The organism is Verrucomicrobiia bacterium, from assembly GCA_019634635.1.
GTDB lineage: Bacteria > Verrucomicrobiota > Verrucomicrobiia > Limisphaerales > UBA9464 > UBA9464.
Genome location: JAHCBB010000038.1, coordinates 24,954 through 41,920, shown reverse-complemented (window position 1 = coordinate 41,920; position 16,967 = coordinate 24,954). Strand labels below are relative to the sequence as shown.

The following is a 16,967-nucleotide window of genomic DNA, read 5'->3' as shown; positions in this document are numbered from 1 at the left end:
CGCTCCGGCCATTTCCCGTGATGGCAGCAAGGTCGCCTACGTCCGGAACACACTTGCAAGCGATACCCGGGTGGGTTTGCCCGGCATTTTTCGCCTGGTCAGGTGCGCCATCCGCATCATCAACGATGACGGCACCGGCGATCGCGAGTTGGTGGCCTTCGGCAACAACCTCTGGATCACCAAAGTCTCCTGGTCTCCAGACGACACCGAGCTCGTGTTCGACATCGCGCCACGCCTCATCGTGAATGGCCTCGAACTGCAGATGGGCGACGAGACCCGTTCGGAAATTCACATCGTTCGAACCAGTGACGCCTCCATCCGATTGCTGGCCGCGGCGCCCGCCGCCTTTCCTTCCTGGTCGCCGCTGGGTTCCACGCCCAGACCGCCGGATCCTCCCGTGCTTCGTGCCACGCGCGTGGAAAACGAAATCCAGCTGGAACTGACGAACCTGGCCAGCGGTCAGCAGGTTGATCTCGAGTCAACCACCGACTTCATCCGCTGGACGGCCTCGCAGACCATTACCGCTTCGACAGCCACTCAGAACATTTCCGTTCCATTGTCCCACGAAGCCCGGGCCCAATTCTTCCGTGTCCGCCTTCGTTGACCCGCAACCCCAAGCGATCCAATAGGGGAACCAGAAACGAAATAGGAACTGGTGTGGGTCCCTTCGGCTCGCCGGCCGGCCGAACGATCACTTTGGACTATGCCCGGGGACCCGGCCGCCTAGGATCTCCCGGACGGCCGCGACGCAGGCAGGTGATTATTGTCACTCAAGAATCCGGCTCCTGACACCCAACACCTTCCGCCATGCCGCTTTCCGGTCCCCCGCTCGAGAGGCCGTTCGTCCTCACCGACATCCTCGCCGCCGGCCTTGCCGGGAAGCCGGACGACCTGGCACTGGTGACCAATGAAAGCCGCTGGACCTGGCGCGAGCTCGACGCCGCCGCCCACCGCCTCGCCGCCCACTACCTCGCCCTCGGACTCCAGCCCGGCGACCGCATCGCCTCGCTGCTCCCCAACCGCGGCGCGCTCGTCGTCCACTACCTTGCCTGCTTTCGCGCAGCCCTGGTCGCCGTACCGCTGAACTATCGTTACCAGGCGCCCGAGATGGACCACGCCCTGGAGGTCAGCAGCGCAGCGCTCCTCGTGGCTCACGCGGAGCGTGAGGCCGACCTCACCCAAAGCACGCTTGCCGGCCGGTTGCCCCTCGGACGGGTCTGGCTCGAGGCCGCGGACGACCGCGACCGAACCCTCGAAACGCTGCTCCACACCGAACCGCCCGCCGTCACCTTTCCCAGGCCCGCCGCCTCCGATCCCGTCTTCATCTTCTTCACCTCCGGCAGCACCGGAAGGCCAAAGGGCGTCACGCACACCCACGAAACCTTCGGGTGGATGGCCGCCGCTTCCGCCGCCGGTCTGGCACTCACTGCCGGCGACATCTTCTTTCCCGCCACCAGCGCCTCCCACATCGCCGCCACCTCCTTCACCTTCGCCAGCTTCGGATCCGGTGTCCGCGTGGACCTTGCGCGCACCTTCGACGGCCCCGAACTCCTGTCGCTGCTCCGCAGCACCCGGCCCACGCTGCTCTGCATGCTTCCCGCCCCGCTCTTCGGACTGGTGCGCGATCACCACGCGGCACGCGACGATTTCCGATCCATCCGCATGTGCGTCGCCGGCGGCGACAAGGTGTCCGGCGAACTGGAGCGCGAATTCACCGACCTTGCCGGGTTTCCGATCGCCGAGGTCTACGGCATGACCGAGACCGGCACCGCGGCCACCAATCCGCCCGGCGGCACCAACAAGATCGGCTCGATTGGCCGGCTCTGCGCCGGCTACGACGCCTCGATCCGCGACGACGCCGGAAACGAAGTCCCCGCGGGCGCAGCCGGGAAACTTTGGATCCGTTCCCGCGCAAACACCATCGGCTACTGGAATCGTCCGGACGCCACCGCGGCAACAATCGTTGACGGCTGGCTCGACACCGGTGACATGGTCGCCGCCGATGCCGACGGCTACCTCTGGTTCCGGGGCCGCAAGAAGCAGATCATCATCCACGACGGATCGAACATCTCCCCGCAGGAAGTTGAGGATTCGCTCCTGGAACATCCGGCGATTGAGTCTGCCGGCGTCATCGGCATCCACGATCTCGTGCACGGTGAAAACGTCCGCGCGTACGTCACCTTGAAGCCGGACGCTCCGCGACCCACCGCCACCGAGTTGATGCAATACTCCCGCGCCCGCGTCGGCTACAAGTCCCCCAGCGAGATCGTCTTCCTCGACGAAATGCCGCTCAACGCCACCGGCAAGGTGGACCGCGTCGCCCTCAAAACCCTTGCCGGGGCCACTCTCACCCCGGCCTGAGGCCCCCGAGGCAGGCGATCTGCAGCGCGCGGGCAGACCGGTTCCCATGGGACGGCACCTGCGCGGGCCGGGAACCCCATCCGGACGCCTGCCCGGGAGTTTCCGGGGGCCTGCGCCGGGGGCGTACGGATGCGCACCAGGGCGCGGCGTTCCCCACTTGTCCGTTGCCTGCCGGCAGGGGCTTCCGTAGCGTCGTTTCGTGAACCGAGCCCTCGACAATCCGGGATGAAGCACCACCTCGATTTCGAAAAGCCCATCGCGGAGCTCCAGCGGAAACTGGAGGAGCTGAAGCAGCATCCGGAATCGCATTCCATGGGGATCCAATGGGAGGAGGAGATCCTGCTCCTGGAGCGAAAGATCGAAGAGGCCCGCCGCCAGATCTTCTCCAACCTCACCCCGTGGCAGCGGGTGCAGCTCGCACGTCATCCCAAACGGCCCTACACACAGGATTACCTGCGGATGACATTTTCCGGGTTCGAGGAGCTGCACGGGGACCGGATGTTCGGCGACGACCGGGCCTTTGTCGGAGGCTTCGCCAGGCTCGGCGAGCACCGCGTCGTGGTGATCGGCACCCAGAAGGGCCGGGACACCAAGGAAAACATCCTGCGCAACTTTGGTTCGGCCCATCCCGAAGGGTACCGCAAGGCACTCCGGCTGATGCGCCTCGCCGACAAGTTCGGCCTGCCCATCATCACGCTCATTGACACCGCGGGCGCCTATCCCGGGATCGGCTCGGAGGAGCGCCACATCGGAGAGGCCATCGCGGTGAACCTCCGGGAGATGATGCTTCTGGAAGTGCCCATCATCGCCGTGGTCATCGGCGAGGGCGGATCCGGGGGGGCCTTGGGCATCGGCGTGGGCGACCGTGTCATCCTCCTCGAGAACGCCTACTATTCCGTGATCAGCCCCGAGGGCTGCGCCGCGATCCTCTGGAAGAACCGGGCCGCGTCACCCGAAGCCGCCGCCGCCCTCCGGATCACCGCGTCCGACCTGCGCCAACTGGGCCTTGTGGACGACGTCGTGCCCGAGCCGTTGGGCGGCGCACACAACGACCCTGCGGCAGCGGCCGCCCAGCTCAAGGAATCCCTGCTGCGCCATCTCGCGGCGCTGACCGCCATGCCGGTGGCCGAACGTCTCCAGGCCCGCTATCGAAAATTCCGGGCGTTCGGCCACGTCTCGGAGCCGGCCTCGAAAGCCGCGTGAACGTCTATCCGCTCACCTTCCGCCCCCTGTTCAAGGAGCGCGTCTGGGGTGGACGCCGGATCGCCGAACTCTTCGGGCGTTCGCTGCCGGAAGACGTGCCCATCGGCGAATCGTGGGAACTCTCCGACCGAGCGGAGGGCGTCTCCGTGATCGCCAACGGACCATGGGCCGGACGCGATCTGCGCTGGCTGATGGACCAGCACGGGGAAGCCGTTCTGGGCCGGCCGGTGGACTCCGGGGAGCGGTTTCCGTGGCTCATCAAGATCCTGGATGCGCGGGACGATCTTTCCCTGCAGGTGCATCCCCCGCCCCACCGCGCCGGCGAACTGCGCGGCGAACCCAAGACGGAGCTGTGGTATTTCGCCGCCACCCGGCCCGGCGCCAGGATCTACGCCGGACTGAATCCGGGGGTCAGCCGGCAGGAGTTCGAACAACGGATCCGCGACGGTTCGGTGGCCGGATGTTTTCACGTGGAGTCCCCGCGCGCCGGTGACGCCATGTTCGTCCCGAGCGGACGCGTCCACGCCCTCGGAGCCGGCAATGTGGTGTTCGAGATCCAGCAGAATTCCGACACGACCTACCGGGTGTTCGACTGGAACCGGCCCGGGCTGGATGGTCGCCCCCGCGAATTGCACATCGGCCCGTCCCTGGAGTCCGTGGACTTCTCGGACGTCGCCCCGGGTCTGGTCCAGGCCCCTTGGGTTTCCCGCAACGGTGCCTCACGACGAGCCCTGGCGCGCCACGACGTGTTTCGCATTGACGAGTGGCGGTTCGACGGGGCGACGAAGACGACAGATGGCCGCCAACCCGGAGAATGCGCCGTGATCCTCGTGGCCGGCGGACGCCTCCGATGCCTCCACCCGCTGGACGCGCCGGAGCTCGGTCCTGGGGATTCGGTGTTGATCGCCGCCGCGCTTCCCGCCCTGGCCTTGGAGGCAGCTCCCGGCACGACGTTGCTGCACGTCACGCCATCCGAATCCCGCCCCAATGGATCCCGGGCCGCCGCTTCGGCATTGCCCTGAAAAGAACCCCATGGATTCCCGCCCCAAACGCTCGAAATCCCGTTACGTGGACGTCACCCGGCTTCCAACCGGATCCAAGACGGTCTTCGTGGTGATGGGTGTCTTGATGGCCTTGGGCGTCCTGATGCTGCTGAAGCTCTTCCGGTCCACGCCGAAAGGGTTCCGTCCGGACGTCCGGATGTCCGCACTCGACAAGGTCCAGGCGCTGTCCCTGGCGCGGACGGCGCGCCGGGAGTCGGAGGCCGGAAGGCTTCCGGAGGCGGTGCTGGCCTGGCAGGGGGCGATTGCCAATGATCCTGGAGACCCCGAGCTGCGCCGCGGACTTCTCAAGACGCTGCTCGGCCCCAGGCAACCACCACCGCGCTACCTCAACCTCGGGCTCGGCAACGCCTTCTTCCTGTTGCGGCTCGCCGGCACCAATGAATCCGACCTGAATCTCGCAGCGCAGGTGCTGTCCCGTCTGGGACAGGACAACTACGTCATGGGACTGCTGCAGTCCTCGGAGACGCAGTTGAGTCCGGACCAGGCAAGAGCCTATTTGAAATCGCTGTTTCACCTGCAGGCCATGGACCGGTTCGGATCCTTGTGGCCGAAGTACAGCAACAGCATCGCCGGCGACCGGGACCTCGGACTGTACCTGACCGCATGGCAGGCCGGCTGGGGACCGCCCGCCGGCTTGGTGCCCGCATTGGCGGCCCTCGAGTCGGCGATGACCAATCCAGCGACCGCGACCCTTGCCCGTCAGTTGAATCTCGCCGTCGCCGCCTCCCGATCGGACCTTCGTGCCTATGAGTCCGCTTTGGATGGATTGGTGGATTCCCAACAGGACCGCCTCGCAGACCACCTGGGCTACTGGAGACTGCTGACGCGGACCGGTCGCCGCGACCGTGCCGTCGAGCTTGCGGGAGCCTACGCCACGCCCCCGGAAACTCCGTCCGACGCCGGAGCCCTTGCCGACGCCCTGCAAGCCCTGGGACTCCGCGACACCGCCATCGAATTCCTCGAGAACCAGCTGCCCGTATTCAATTTCAGCCAGGAGGTCTGGCAGCGCCTTGGAGATTTATACGTCCATCAGGAACTGTGGTTCGAACTCCGTTCCCTCGCAGTCCGGGTCCGCACGTCCAACCGGGTTCCCATTGCCCAGGCCGGTCTCACCTGGTTCTGGGAAGGCCTTGCCGAACTCAAGCTGGGGCGTGAGGACACCGCCCGGACGGCCATGGACCAGGCGGTGGAGCATCCACCGGCGGACCCGCTGACGGCGTTTCGAATGGCGACCGGCCTGCAGCATTCGGGATTCCCAGACCACGCGGCGCGACTTCTGAAACGCCTGGAGTCTGATTTTTCAGACCGTGCGGCCTATTGGCTGCAGGTGGTCGTCGCAGCCCATGATGCCCGCCAGTTCGACCTGATGCACAGCGCCGCCGAACGGGGGTATTCGCTGGCGACCAACAATCCGGTGTTCATCAACAACTACGCCGCGTGCCTGCTGATTCAGCGGACGAACGCCCCACTGGCGATCGAGCTGACCCTCCGCCGCCTGACCGCGTCCCCGAACGACCCCGGCGCCAATCTCAACCACGCCCTCGCGCTCATCCAGAATGGTCGTCTCGACGATGCGGAGCGGATCCTGAACCGGGTGGCCAAGAGCGAGCTGTCACCCTCCAACCGCACGGTCCTGGAATTCGGGCGCTTCGAGGTGAACCTGCGACGGGGAAACCGTGAGGGAGCGATGATGGCCTACCGACGGATTGACCTGCGTCACCTCATGCCGCCACAGGTCCGCTGGCTCGAGGAGGCTTACCAAACCCTCGTGGCGCCAGGTTAATTGGGAAATCCCGGTCCTGCCGGGAGCGGATGGCCGTCCGGCCAGATCAGGTAGACAGTCCGTCCCGAGTGCCGCCAGGCCCGCTCAAAGTCGGCCCGGGGCACCCGTCTCATCACCCGCTCGCGACGGACTCCAGGATCGTTCACCTCGACCGCACCGTCGCGGGTAAAGCCCCGAACCACCACGAGGTGCCCATCGCCAGACTCCGCGGCTGGGCGCCCCTTGAGCATCGCATAACTGACTGAAGCAGCGGCCGGGAGGCCTGCCGCAATCCATGATTCCAGGTCCGACAGGCTTTCCCACCGGGCCACCGCCGAATTCAAGCCCGGCTGGCACCCGGCAAACGCCATGTTGAACGGCCAGTTGCCCGTCCCCCCCCAACCGGGATCGTCCACCGCCTGCGCGATCACCGGCACCGGTACGATCCAGTCCGGTCGCCCCAATTGCTCGCCCCAGTAGGCCATCAGCATGGCAGTGCTGGTGGGACTGCACCAACGGGTCACGCCCTCGGGATGCTCCGCCTGCGATCGGACCGGCACAGACAGCGAACGGCCCCACGCGGGCGTCCGGACCGCCTCACGGTCGCCCGGGATCTGCGGCGGATCCCCGCTGCTGAAGGCCAGGCTCAGCCGTCGCAGTCCGGACAGGGGTCCGCGGACCTCGAGCCGAACTTCCGCGCCGGTGGAGGTGCCGCGAAGCACCACCACGTCGGTCTGCACCTCTCCCCACGCCGCATGCTGGCCGTTCACGCTGGTGCGGGGGGTGTCCGGACCCTGGACCGCCGCCCACTGACCGAGGGAAAGGAAAGGGGCACCGGCGGGTTCGAGCGGGCGAGCGGCGACCGCGAGGATCACGTTTGACGCCGCATTCCAGGACACGACCAGTTCGCGCCACGAAAATCCCGGGAGGACGGGAGGAGAAATCAGGACCAGGGGTTCTCCTGGTGATCCGCTCGCGTGGAAGGTCGAGAAATCGGTCAGGGTGACCAGGCGCGCGTCCCCCGCCAGTCGCAGGACTGGAAGCAAGGCGGCCAGCGCGACCCACCAGGAACTGGAACAGCGACGCCCCATGAGATCACCTCCCCGCCGCATCCCGGCGGACATGATGCTCCACGGAAAACTCCTCCGTTTCCATGACGATGCCAACCTGTGAGAACTGGTCCTCAAACGGGGGAAAGAAGGCATCACCAAAGACGGTGCGGTTCACCCGGGTGAGGAAGAGCTCGGAGCACCGCGGAAGAAGCATCGCGTAGATCTCGGCACCACCCGCCACAAACACCTCGCGCGAATCCGAGGCCACCAGGGCGTCCAGTGCCGGCAGATCGGCAACCGCCCGGACGCCCGGTGCGGAAAAGCCGGAGCGGCTCAGGACAATGGTCTCGCGTCCGGGCAACGGACGCCCAATGGACTCAAACGTCCGACGTCCCAGGACAAGCCAGTGTCCGAGAGTCGCCTTTCGAAACCAGCGGAAGTCCCCGGGCAAATGCCACGGAATTCTCCCGTGATCCCCGATGACGCGATTCGCCGACATGGCGGCGATGGCCTTGAACATTCGCACCGCCTGATGCCCGCAAATTCCCGGAACACCGACAAACCAATTCCTGAATTCCTGACGAACGCCTTCCCCCCAGTGCAGGCTCGCCCGGCGGGGTCCCGTGCGATGGACTCCCCAGGGAACCCGCCCCGCATGATCTGGACCCTTTTCTGGCTCACCGGACGGCTCGCCGGCAGCGTGGGGGCCAGCGTGCTTCAGAAGCGTCTGCTCGGAGCCGGTGTCGGCATCGGCCACCTCTGGATGGTCACCTACGGCGTCATCGCGATACCCGCAGCCGGACTCCTTCTCGCCATCCCGATGCCGGCGGATCCCGCCTTCTGGCATCACGCGCTGACGGCCGCTGCGCTCGATGTGGCCGGCAATCTCGCGATGGCGGTGTCGCTTCGACAAAGCGATCTGTCCGTCCACGGCCCCCTCAACGCCTTCCGGCCGGCGATTGCCGGTCTCATTGGATGGCTGTTCCTGGGCGAGGTCCCCTCCGCGACCGGCCTCGGCGGCATGGCCATCCTGACGCTGGGCGCCCTGCTGCTGCTCGATCCGGGGGCGGCCGCCGGACGCCATGAACTCCACAAAAGCCTGGCAGGCGGCGCCTGGAGGCTGGGAGGCATCACGCTTTCAATCCTCGGCGCCTCGTCCCTGAAGCGCGCCCTCGAATGCGGCTCGGCGGCGTGGACGCTGGGCATCTGGGTGCTGGCTGGCAGCGCGGCACTCGCAATCGTGCGCCTCCTGCAACGTCGCGCGACCCGGGGTCCCTGGTCCCCGGGCCCGGCCGGTTCCGGACCGCAGGTTGCGGTCCACGCCGGGGTCTTCCTGGTGATGCAGTGGTGCACGCTCGAGATTTTCCAGCGAACGCTGCTCGCCTATTCCTTCGCCTGGTTCCAGTTGGGGATGGTGGCGCAGGTGATGCTGGGGCATTGGCTGTTTCACGAGCCGCAGATACGCCGCCGGCTGGCCGCCTGTGCGATCCTCAGTGCGGGCGCCCTGTTGATCCTGATTTCCGGCTGAGCCGCAGCCCGCCACCGCCCGCAACCCTCAACCCGGGGGCCAGCCCAGGGGACGTCCGCCCAGAAGATGGCAGTGGAGGTGCGGCACCGACTCGCCGCCGTGCGGTCCGTTGTTGATCACCAGCCGGAATCCGCTTTCCGAGAGACCCAGGGTCCTGGCCACCCCGGCCGCCGAGAGCAGCAGGTGTCCCAGCAATGCCTCGTCCTCCACCGACGCCTCGCCAACCCGTGCGATGGGCTGCTTCGGAATGACCAGCACGTGCACCGGAGCCTGGGGGTGGATGTCCCGGAACGCGATCACCCGGGCATCCTCATACACAATGTCCGCAGGAATCTGGCGGGCGATGATCCGTTCGAAGAGCGTCATCGGGAACCGGGTTCAGCGGACCACCAGCGCCGTTTCGCGCGCTCCAGGATCCCGCTCAAACCAGCCGCGCAGGGTTTCCACAATCCAGCCCTCAAGCTCGTCACAGGCCGGACACCAATGCTTGCGTCCGGTCAACTGCTTGACGCACCCCCGCAGCCCGCGGAACTCCAGGCGGCGCGGTCGTCCCGCCATCTGCTCCTCCAGCAGACGGCGCAATTGCTGGAAAAACTCCAGTTCCCCGAGTTTGCCGGCCCCCGCCGCCAGGGCCCGGAGGTCGGCGGTGTGCACCCGCGCGTCCAGCACGTCCATCACCTGGGACTGGATGCCAAACCCGTCCAGCACGCGGGCCAGTGCCGCGGCAAACTCCGCCACGGTGACAAACTGCCTTCCCTGGTCGTGCTTGAAGTAGTGCAGCACCCCGGCGGCCGCCTGGCGGAGGACCTCGGGATCCAGGGACGCGGCGGCGTTCCCCACGAACTCCAGGGTGAGGTGCTCCACGGAGCACGGCACGTGAACGCCCGAGGCATTCTCGAGCACCAGACAGTCTTCGTGCAGGGCGATCATGAATCTTGTGGGCGGGCCAGCACCTCCTCGACGTCGGGAATCAGGGCCATTTGACGCCGGTCGGGCAGCGGTTGGGCGACGATGCGATGGACCTCGTCCACAAATTCCCCAATCTCCTGGAACTCCCGGTAAATGCTCGCGAACCGCACGTAGGCGACGGCATCCACGCCCCGCAGGGCGCGCATCACCCGCTCGCCGATCTCGCCGGCCGGGACCTCGCGATCAAAGCCCCCAAGGATCTCCCCGGCGATCCGCTCGGCGGCATCCGCCAGCACCTCCCCCGACACGGGACGCTTCTGGCAGGCCCGCGTCATGCCGGCCAGCAGCTTCTCCTTGGAAAACGACTCGCGCCGCCCATCCCGCTTCACGACCACCAACTCCTGTTCCTCGATGGCCTCGTAAGTGGTGTACCGGTACTCGCAGGACAGGCACTCACGACGGCGACGGATCACCGCGCCCTCCCGGGAACCGCGGGAATCAATCACCTTGTCATCCTGGCCGCCGCATCTGGGACATCGCATACCGGTCGCACCGCAACACCACCGGCTGCGGATACCCCGTGACTAGCCCACAAGCTGTTGAGAGGTCAATCGGATTGCGCGAGAAACCGTGCCTTCCCGGCGACACGCCGGAGGCAAATGAACTGCCGGTGCCCGCACTAGCGGATCAATTCCTCCGCGATTTGCACGGCGTTCAGAGCGGCCCCCTTGAGCAACTGGTCTCCGGCCACCCAGAACGCCAGCCCATTATCGAAGGCCAGGTCCTTGCGAATGCGGCCCACAGCGCAGTCAAACTGCCCCGATACCTCCAGCGGCATCGGATACCGCTGCCGTTCCGGTTCATCCACAACGACCAGCCCGGGCGCCGCGCGCAGCACCGCACGGGCAGCCTCCGCAGTCACCGGACGCTCGAATTCAGCGCTGACCGCCACCGAATGGGCGCGATAGACCGGAACCCGGACGCACGTGACGGACGCCCGGAAACCCGGATGATGCATGATTTTCCGGCCTTCGTTCTGAAGCTTCATTTCCTCGCGCGTGTAGCCGTCGGGAAGGAACGAGTCCACCTGCGGCAGGACATTGAACGCAATCTGATGCGGGTACACCTCCCGGGTGACCGTCTCCCCGGCGGCAATCTGGCGGACCTGCCGTTGCAGCTCCTCAATGGCCCGGGCTCCGGTACCGGAAACCGCCTGGTAACTTGCGGCCACCAGGCGGGTGACACCAAAGGCCTGGTGCAGGGGATACAGCGCCATGAGCGTGATCGCGGTCGTGCAGTTGGGATTGGCGATGATGCCGTGGTGATTCCGCAGGTCGCCGGCATTGATCTCCGGCACGACCAGGGGCACCGCCGGGTCCTGGCGGAAGGCGCTCGAGTTGTCCACCACCACGCATCCGGCCGCCACGGCCCCCGGCGCCAGGTCGCGGGAAATCGCCCCGCCAGCGCTGAACAGGGCCAGATCCACGCCGGAAAACGAATTGGCGGTCAACTCGGTCACCGGAATCTCCGCGTCGCGGAAACGGAGCGTGCGTCCGACGGAGCGGGCGGACGCGAGCAGGGTGAGCTTCCCGACCGGGAAGTTGCGGCGCTCCAGGGTCTGGATCATCTCCACCCCCACAGCACCCGTGGCCCCAACGACGGCCACATGCGGATTCCGATGCATAAAGGAGCGCGGAGCCTAGGCACGAGCCGCCCCGTGTCGAGACGAATTGCCCCGGGAATCCGGGACCACGGACCAGATGCCCGGCCCGGTCGCCATGGCCGGCACCGGCCGGCGCGGGCCGGCCGGATTCAGGATCCGCCGGACTCAACGAGGAGCGTCCCTCGCAGATCTTCAGCCTCCCCAGCCGCACACATCGCGCTAGCCTGACGCCATGAGCGCCTTCACCGAGGTGGCACCGGACGTCTTCCGGTGGACCGACACCTGCAACGTTTACGTGGTCCGCGACGGGGACGCCGCGCTGCTGGTGGACCTTGGGGACGGCACCGTCCTGGATGCCCTCGGCGAGCTGGGCGTGCGAAGGGTGGAGTGGGTGTTGTTCACGCATCATCACCGCGAGCAGTGCCAGGGGGCGCACCGTTTGGAAGCTCTCGGGATCCCGGCCGCCTGTGCCGCCGCAGAACGGGCCTTTTTCGAAAAGCCGTCTGACTTCCGCAAGATGCGCCCCTCGCTGGGCGACGCCCATTCCGTGTACGGGGCCAGCTATATCCGCCCGCCGATCCTGCCCGTGCCGATCCGACAGACCTTCGCCCGCATGGATGACTTTCCGTGGCGCGGACGTGAATGGGTCTGCGTGCACACCGGAGGCAACAGCCCGGGACACATGACCTACCTGTTGCGGCTCCCGGACCGGTGGCTCGCGTTCAGCGGCGACGTGATGATGTCTGGCGGCCGTCTGCACACCTGGTACGACTCGGAGTGGGACTACGGATTCGCCAAGGGCCTGTACGAGCTGGGAAACAGCGCCGGGCTGCTCGCGGGCTACGATCCGGTGACCCTCCTGCCCTCGCATGGCCCGGTGATCCGGGACGGGCGGGCCGCCCTGCTGGACTATGTCGCCCGGCTCCGCCGTCTCGGCGGTCTGGTGCTGCGCGGTTATGATCTCTTCCGGTTCGCCGGCTGCGACCAGGACACCGTCAGCCGTCCGACCACGGTGCCGCACCTCCGGCAGGTGTCGCCGCACCTTTTCAAGTTTCAGGGACCCGACTACTGGCCGAATCTCCACCTCCTGCTGGCGGACAACGGGCATGCCCTGATGGTGGACTGCGGACTCTTCGACCGGACGTTTCTCGACACCGCGCTGGGCCGGATGAAGGAGCGGCTCGGGTTGAAGGCGATTGACGCGGTGTTCGTGACCCACATGCACGGCGACCACGCGCTGGAGGCGGAACACATCCGTCAGACCCACGGTGCGGCCCTCTGGACGATGGAGGGCGTCGCGGACACCTTCGAGCGGCCCTGGGACTACGACCTCGCCGCGCTGCTGCCGAGTTATGGCCTGGCTCATGGCCCGCTGCGGTTCGATCGGGTGCTGCGCGACGGGGAGGTGGTGGAATGGCAGGGCCACACTCTGGTCTGCGACTGGATGCCGGGGCAGACGCCCTACCATGCCTGCCTGCATGGCGAAATTGACGGCAGGCGTGTGGCCTTCACCGGCGACAACATTTTCGCCAGTCCGACCGATCCAATGCAGGGCGGCAACGAGGCGGTGGTGGCCCGAAACGGCGGCGCCCTGGAGGAAGGCTACCTGTACGCCGCCCAGTACCTGCACGGCATCGCTCCCGACCTGCTCCTCGGCGGCCATGGCTGGGTGATCTCCAATCCGGCGCCGCTCGTGGAGAGGCTCCGGGTGCGCATGGAGGCGCTGCGCGACGCCTTCCGGGCCTTGAGTGGCGGAGAGGACTACCGGTACCGCTTCGATCCCTACTGGGTGAGGGCACACCCCTATCGGATGCGGGTTCGTCCGGGGGTCCCGGCATCATTTCAAGTGAGGGTCCGCAACTACCAGCAGCAGCCGCAGCAACACCGGATCGTCTTCCGAACCCCGCCCGGCCTGCGGGTCGAGCCGTCGGTGATCGAGGGGGAGATGACGGACACCGGCATTGCCGCCGTCACCGCGAGCGTCGAAGCATCCGACGTCGCGGCGCCCGGCCTGCATCTGGTCGCGATGGACATCACCCGCGACGGGGTCCGCCACGGGGAACTCTTCGATTTCCTCGTCTGGGTGGGTGATTTTCCCGGAGATGCCTGAGCCCCGAAGGCCAACACCGCCCCCGGAAGGTCGGAGTTTGACTTGGAATCCCGCCCGGATTGAGGCACCAGTGATTCCGTATGGATTCCCGCGGGTTTCTTCCCTGGATGCTGGCTGCCCTGGCGGCGGCCAGCGGTCCCGTGTGTGCCGCCGTGGACCGGGAGAAGCTCCCGCCAGCGGCAATCGAACCGGTGGATTTCCAAGTGGACATCGCGCCGTTGTTTGCCGAGCGATGCCTCAACTGCCACGGCTCGAAGAAGCAGGAATCGGGGCTGCGTCTCGATGATCCCACCGAGGCGTTGAAGGGCGGCGAACACGGTCCCCTGCTCGTGCCGGGGAACTCGGCCGGGTCGTTGATCGTGGCCGTGCTGGCGGATGCCCACAGCGAACTGGCGGCCATGCCCAAAAAAGGCGAACGCCTGACGCCGGAGCAGATCGGACGGATCCGTGCCTGGGTGGACCAGGGTGCCCCGTGGTCCACGACGCATGCCGCGGCGGACGCCACTGCACCTGCGAGCACGACGGCGGCGGCGCGACGCGACCATTGGGCTTGGAAGGCGCCGGAGCGTCCGAAGCCCCCGGTCGCTGGAAATCCGGTGGACGCATTCGTCCGGGCACGACTGGTGGATTCCGGTCTGGAACCCTCCCCGGAGGCCGACCGATACACCCTGTTGCGGCGGCTGCACCTGGACCTGACCGGCCTGCCGCCGACGCCCGAGGAGGCCGATGCTTTCGTGGCCGATGCGGGGTCCGACGCCTGGGAACGCCGGGTGGAAGCCCTGCTGGCTTCCCCGCACTACGGAGAACGCTGGGGCCGCCACTGGCTGGACGCGGCGCGCTACGCCGATTCCGACGGATTCGAAAAGGACAAGCCACGGTTCGTCTGGGCGTACCGCGACTGGGTGGTCAATGCGCTGAACCGGGACCTCCCCTACGACCGGTTCATCGTCGAGCAACTTGCGGGCGACCTCCTGCCGGACGCCACCGACGAGCAGGTGGTGGCCACAGGATTTCTGCGCAATTCAATGCTCAACGAGGAGGGCGGCGTGGACCCCGAGCAGTTCCGCACCGACGGGCTGATTGACCGCATGGATGCCATCGGCAAGTCGGTCCTCGGGATCACCATCCAGTGCGCCCAGTGTCACAACCACAAGTTCGATCCGGTGTCGCAGGAGGAATACTACCGGCTGTTCGCCTTCCTGAACAACGACCACGAGTCGAGCCGCGTGTACTACACCCCGGAACAGCAGATGCGCGTGGGCGATCTCGTCCGTCAGATCCGGGATCTGGAGGAGGGATTGCGCCACACCACGCCGAACTGGGAAACCCGGATGGCCGCCTGGGAGGACGCGGTGGGCTCGAACCGGACCGAGTGGCAGGTGGTCGAATGCCGCAACGCCGGGGACAACGGGGAGCGATTCTACTACCACGACGACGGCTCAATCCGGGCCGCGAGCTACGCGCCCACGTTCTGGACAGCGCATTTCCGGGGCACCAATCACCTGACCTCCATCGGGGCATTCCGCCTGGAGCAACTGCCGGACCCCAACCTGCCCTGTGGCGGACCGGGACGTTCGATCCATGGCATGGCGGCGCTCAGCGAATTCCGGGTGGAGGCCGTGGACCTCGCGAATCCCACGAACCGGTTCCAGGTGAAGTTTATTCGGGCCACCGCCGACTTCGAGAACGCCGAGAAACCGCTGGAACCCGAATTCCAGTCCGAAAGCCGCAACCGTAAGGACGGCGACCACCGCACGTACGGACCGGTGGCCCATGCGATTGACGGCAAGGACGACACGGCCTGGGGCATTGATGCGGGTCCCGGACGCCGGAATGTCGCGCGACAGGCGGTGTTCGTCCCCGAAAAGCCGGTCGAGTTTCCGCAGGGCGTCCTGCTGGAGTTCCGCCTCGATCAGAAGCACGGCGGTGACAATTCCGACGACAATCAAAACCACAACCTCGGACGCTTCCGCCTCAGCGTCACCGCCGCGACCAATGCCGTGGCCGACCCGGTGCCGGCGTCGGTTCGCCAGATCCTGGCCATGCCCCGGGACCAGCGCCGTCCGGCCCAGGTGGCCACCGTGTTCTCCCACTGGCGCACGACCGTGCCGGAGTTCCAGGAGACCAACGACCGCATCGAGGCGCTGTGGCGGCAGTGGCCCGAAGGCACGCCCACTCTGGTGCTCGCGTCGCGGGCCAACCGGGGCCCCGGGGACGAACGCCGGCCGACCCAGGTGTTCAAGCGCGGCGACTGGTTGAAGCCCGGAAACGAGGTCACGTTCGGGACGCCCGCATTCCTGAATCCGCTTCCCGAGGATGCCGATGAATCGCGACTGACCCTCGCCCGCTGGCTGACCGACCGCAGGGCGCCGACGACCGCGCGCGTGGCAGTCAACCGGGTCTGGCAGACCTATTTCGGAACCGGCCTGGTCGAAACCCCGGAAGATTTCGGCGTGCAGTCCCCGGAGCCCTCGCATCCGGAGTTGCTCGACTGGCTGGCCGTCGAATTCATGGAACCGGCGGTGCGCGCCCCCGGCGAGACCGCGCCGGCGGCATCATGGTCGCTCAAACATCTCCACCGCCTCATCGTCCATTCGGCGACGTACCGGCAGTCCTCCCACGTGACCCCGGAGCACCTGGAGAAGGACGCGTACAACCGCCTGCTGGCCCGCGGCCCGCGCTTCCGCGTCGAGGGCGAAATCGTGCGCGACATCGCGCTGTCCGCGAGCGGACTGCTCCATCCGGCCATCGGCGGACGCAGCGTGTACCCGCCCGCCCCGGAGTTCCTGTTCCAGCCCCCGGCCAGCTACGGACCCAAGGTGTGGATCGAGGAGACGGGGCCCGACCGTTACCGCCGCAGCCTTTACGTGTTCAAGTTCCGCAGCATTCCCTATCCGGTGCTGATGAATTTCGACGCGCCCAACGGCGATTTCTCCTGCGTGCGGCGTCCACGCTCCAACACGCCGTTGCAGGCGTTGACCTCGCTCAATGAGACCCAGTTTCTGGAGGCGGCGCGCGGGCTGGCCGCCCGGACCCTCAGGGACGCCGGGCCCACGGATGACGAGCGGATCACGTTCGCCTTCCGGCGCGTGCTGTCGCGTCCACCGACGGACGGCGAGCATGCCGAGCTCAAGGGACTGCTGGAGCGGCAACGTCAGCGCCTCGCCGACGGCTGGTTGAGCGCCCACGAACTGGCCTCCGGACGCCCGGAGCGGCCGGAAGTGCCGCCCGGCTCGACCCCCACCCAGCTTGCGGCATACACCGCGGTCAGCCGGGTCCTCCTGAATCTCGACGAAGCCATCACCAAGGAATAGC

The 16,967-nt window shown here is 67.0% G+C and carries 14 protein-coding genes; 8 read left to right on the top strand and 6 right to left on the bottom strand.

Annotated elements, in window-relative coordinates:
- The 5 genes from KF791_18295 to KF791_18275 form a co-directional block, all read left to right on the top strand.
- Positions 1-604: hypothetical protein (locus tag KF791_18295; GenBank protein MBX3734532.1), on the top strand; the 604-nt coding region annotated here is incomplete at its 5' end.
- A gap of 203 nt (positions 605-807) precedes the next feature.
- Positions 808-2,361, top strand: a complete 1,554-nt coding sequence (locus tag KF791_18290; GenBank protein ID MBX3734531.1) for an acyl--CoA ligase — start codon at positions 808-810, stop codon at positions 2,359-2,361.
- A gap of 225 nt (positions 2,362-2,586) precedes the next feature.
- Positions 2,587-3,564, top strand: coding sequence for an acetyl-CoA carboxylase carboxyltransferase subunit alpha (locus KF791_18285; GenBank protein MBX3734530.1), 978 nt, complete (start codon positions 2,587-2,589; stop codon positions 3,562-3,564).
- Complete coding sequence (locus KF791_18280; protein ID MBX3734529.1) at positions 3,561-4,586, top strand: class I mannose-6-phosphate isomerase; 1,026 nt, start codon at positions 3,561-3,563, stop codon at positions 4,584-4,586. Before KF791_18285 ends, KF791_18280 begins: the two co-directional genes overlap by 4 nt.
- Positions 4,587-4,596: 10 nt before the next feature.
- Positions 4,597-6,411 carry a tetratricopeptide repeat protein gene (locus tag KF791_18275; GenBank protein ID MBX3734528.1) on the top strand — a complete coding sequence of 605 codons (1,815 nt, stop codon included), beginning with the start codon at positions 4,597-4,599 and terminating at the stop codon, positions 6,409-6,411.
- Here the strand turns inward: KF791_18275 and KF791_18270 are convergent.
- Positions 6,408-7,481, bottom strand: a complete 1,074-nt coding sequence (locus tag KF791_18270) for a C39 family peptidase (GenBank protein MBX3734527.1) — start codon at positions 7,479-7,481, stop codon at positions 6,408-6,410. The genes KF791_18275 and KF791_18270 overlap by 4 nt on opposite strands.
- Before the next feature lie 4 nt (positions 7,482-7,485).
- Positions 7,486-7,968: a dihydrofolate reductase gene (locus KF791_18265; protein ID MBX3734526.1), complete on the bottom strand. Its 483-nt coding sequence runs from the start codon at positions 7,966-7,968 to the stop codon at positions 7,486-7,488.
- A 129-nt stretch (positions 7,969-8,097) separates the two neighbouring features.
- Here KF791_18265 and KF791_18260 point away from each other — a divergent pair, with 129 nt between their 5' ends.
- On the top strand, positions 8,098-8,970 hold the full coding sequence (locus KF791_18260; GenBank protein MBX3734525.1) for a hypothetical protein: 873 nt from the start codon (positions 8,098-8,100) through the stop codon (positions 8,968-8,970).
- A 27-nt stretch (positions 8,971-8,997) separates the two neighbouring features.
- On the opposite strand, the gene KF791_18255 is transcribed toward KF791_18260, so the two are convergent.
- The 4 genes from KF791_18255 to KF791_18240 all read right to left on the bottom strand — a co-directional run bounded on the left by KF791_18255 (position 8,998) and on the right by KF791_18240 (position 11,563).
- Positions 8,998-9,336 carry a histidine triad nucleotide-binding protein gene (locus tag KF791_18255; protein MBX3734524.1) on the bottom strand — a complete coding sequence of 113 codons (339 nt, stop codon included), beginning with the start codon at positions 9,334-9,336 and terminating at the stop codon, positions 8,998-9,000.
- A 12-nt stretch (positions 9,337-9,348) separates the two neighbouring features.
- Complete coding sequence (locus KF791_18250) at positions 9,349-9,900, bottom strand: hypothetical protein (GenBank protein MBX3734523.1); 552 nt, start codon at positions 9,898-9,900, stop codon at positions 9,349-9,351.
- A complete protein-coding gene (gene nrdR / locus KF791_18245) occupies positions 9,897-10,421 on the bottom strand; it encodes a transcriptional regulator NrdR (GenBank protein MBX3734522.1) in 525 nt (174 codons plus the stop codon). Before nrdR ends, KF791_18250 begins: the two co-directional genes overlap by 4 nt.
- A gap of 137 nt (positions 10,422-10,558) precedes the next feature.
- Complete coding sequence (locus KF791_18240; protein ID MBX3734521.1) at positions 10,559-11,563, bottom strand: aspartate-semialdehyde dehydrogenase; 1,005 nt, start codon at positions 11,561-11,563, stop codon at positions 10,559-10,561.
- A 211-nt stretch (positions 11,564-11,774) separates the two neighbouring features.
- Here KF791_18240 and KF791_18235 point away from each other — a divergent pair, with 211 nt between their 5' ends.
- Both KF791_18235 and KF791_18230 read left to right on the top strand, forming a co-directional pair.
- Entirely contained in the window at positions 11,775-13,652 is a 1,878-nt protein-coding gene (locus KF791_18235) for an MBL fold metallo-hydrolase (protein MBX3734520.1), read from the top strand.
- 107 nt (positions 13,653-13,759) lie between these two features.
- Positions 13,760-16,966 carry a PSD1 domain-containing protein gene (locus KF791_18230; GenBank protein MBX3734519.1) on the top strand — a complete coding sequence of 1,069 codons (3,207 nt, stop codon included), beginning with the start codon at positions 13,760-13,762 and terminating at the stop codon, positions 16,964-16,966.
- The last annotated feature ends 1 nt before the right edge of the window (position 16,967 follow it).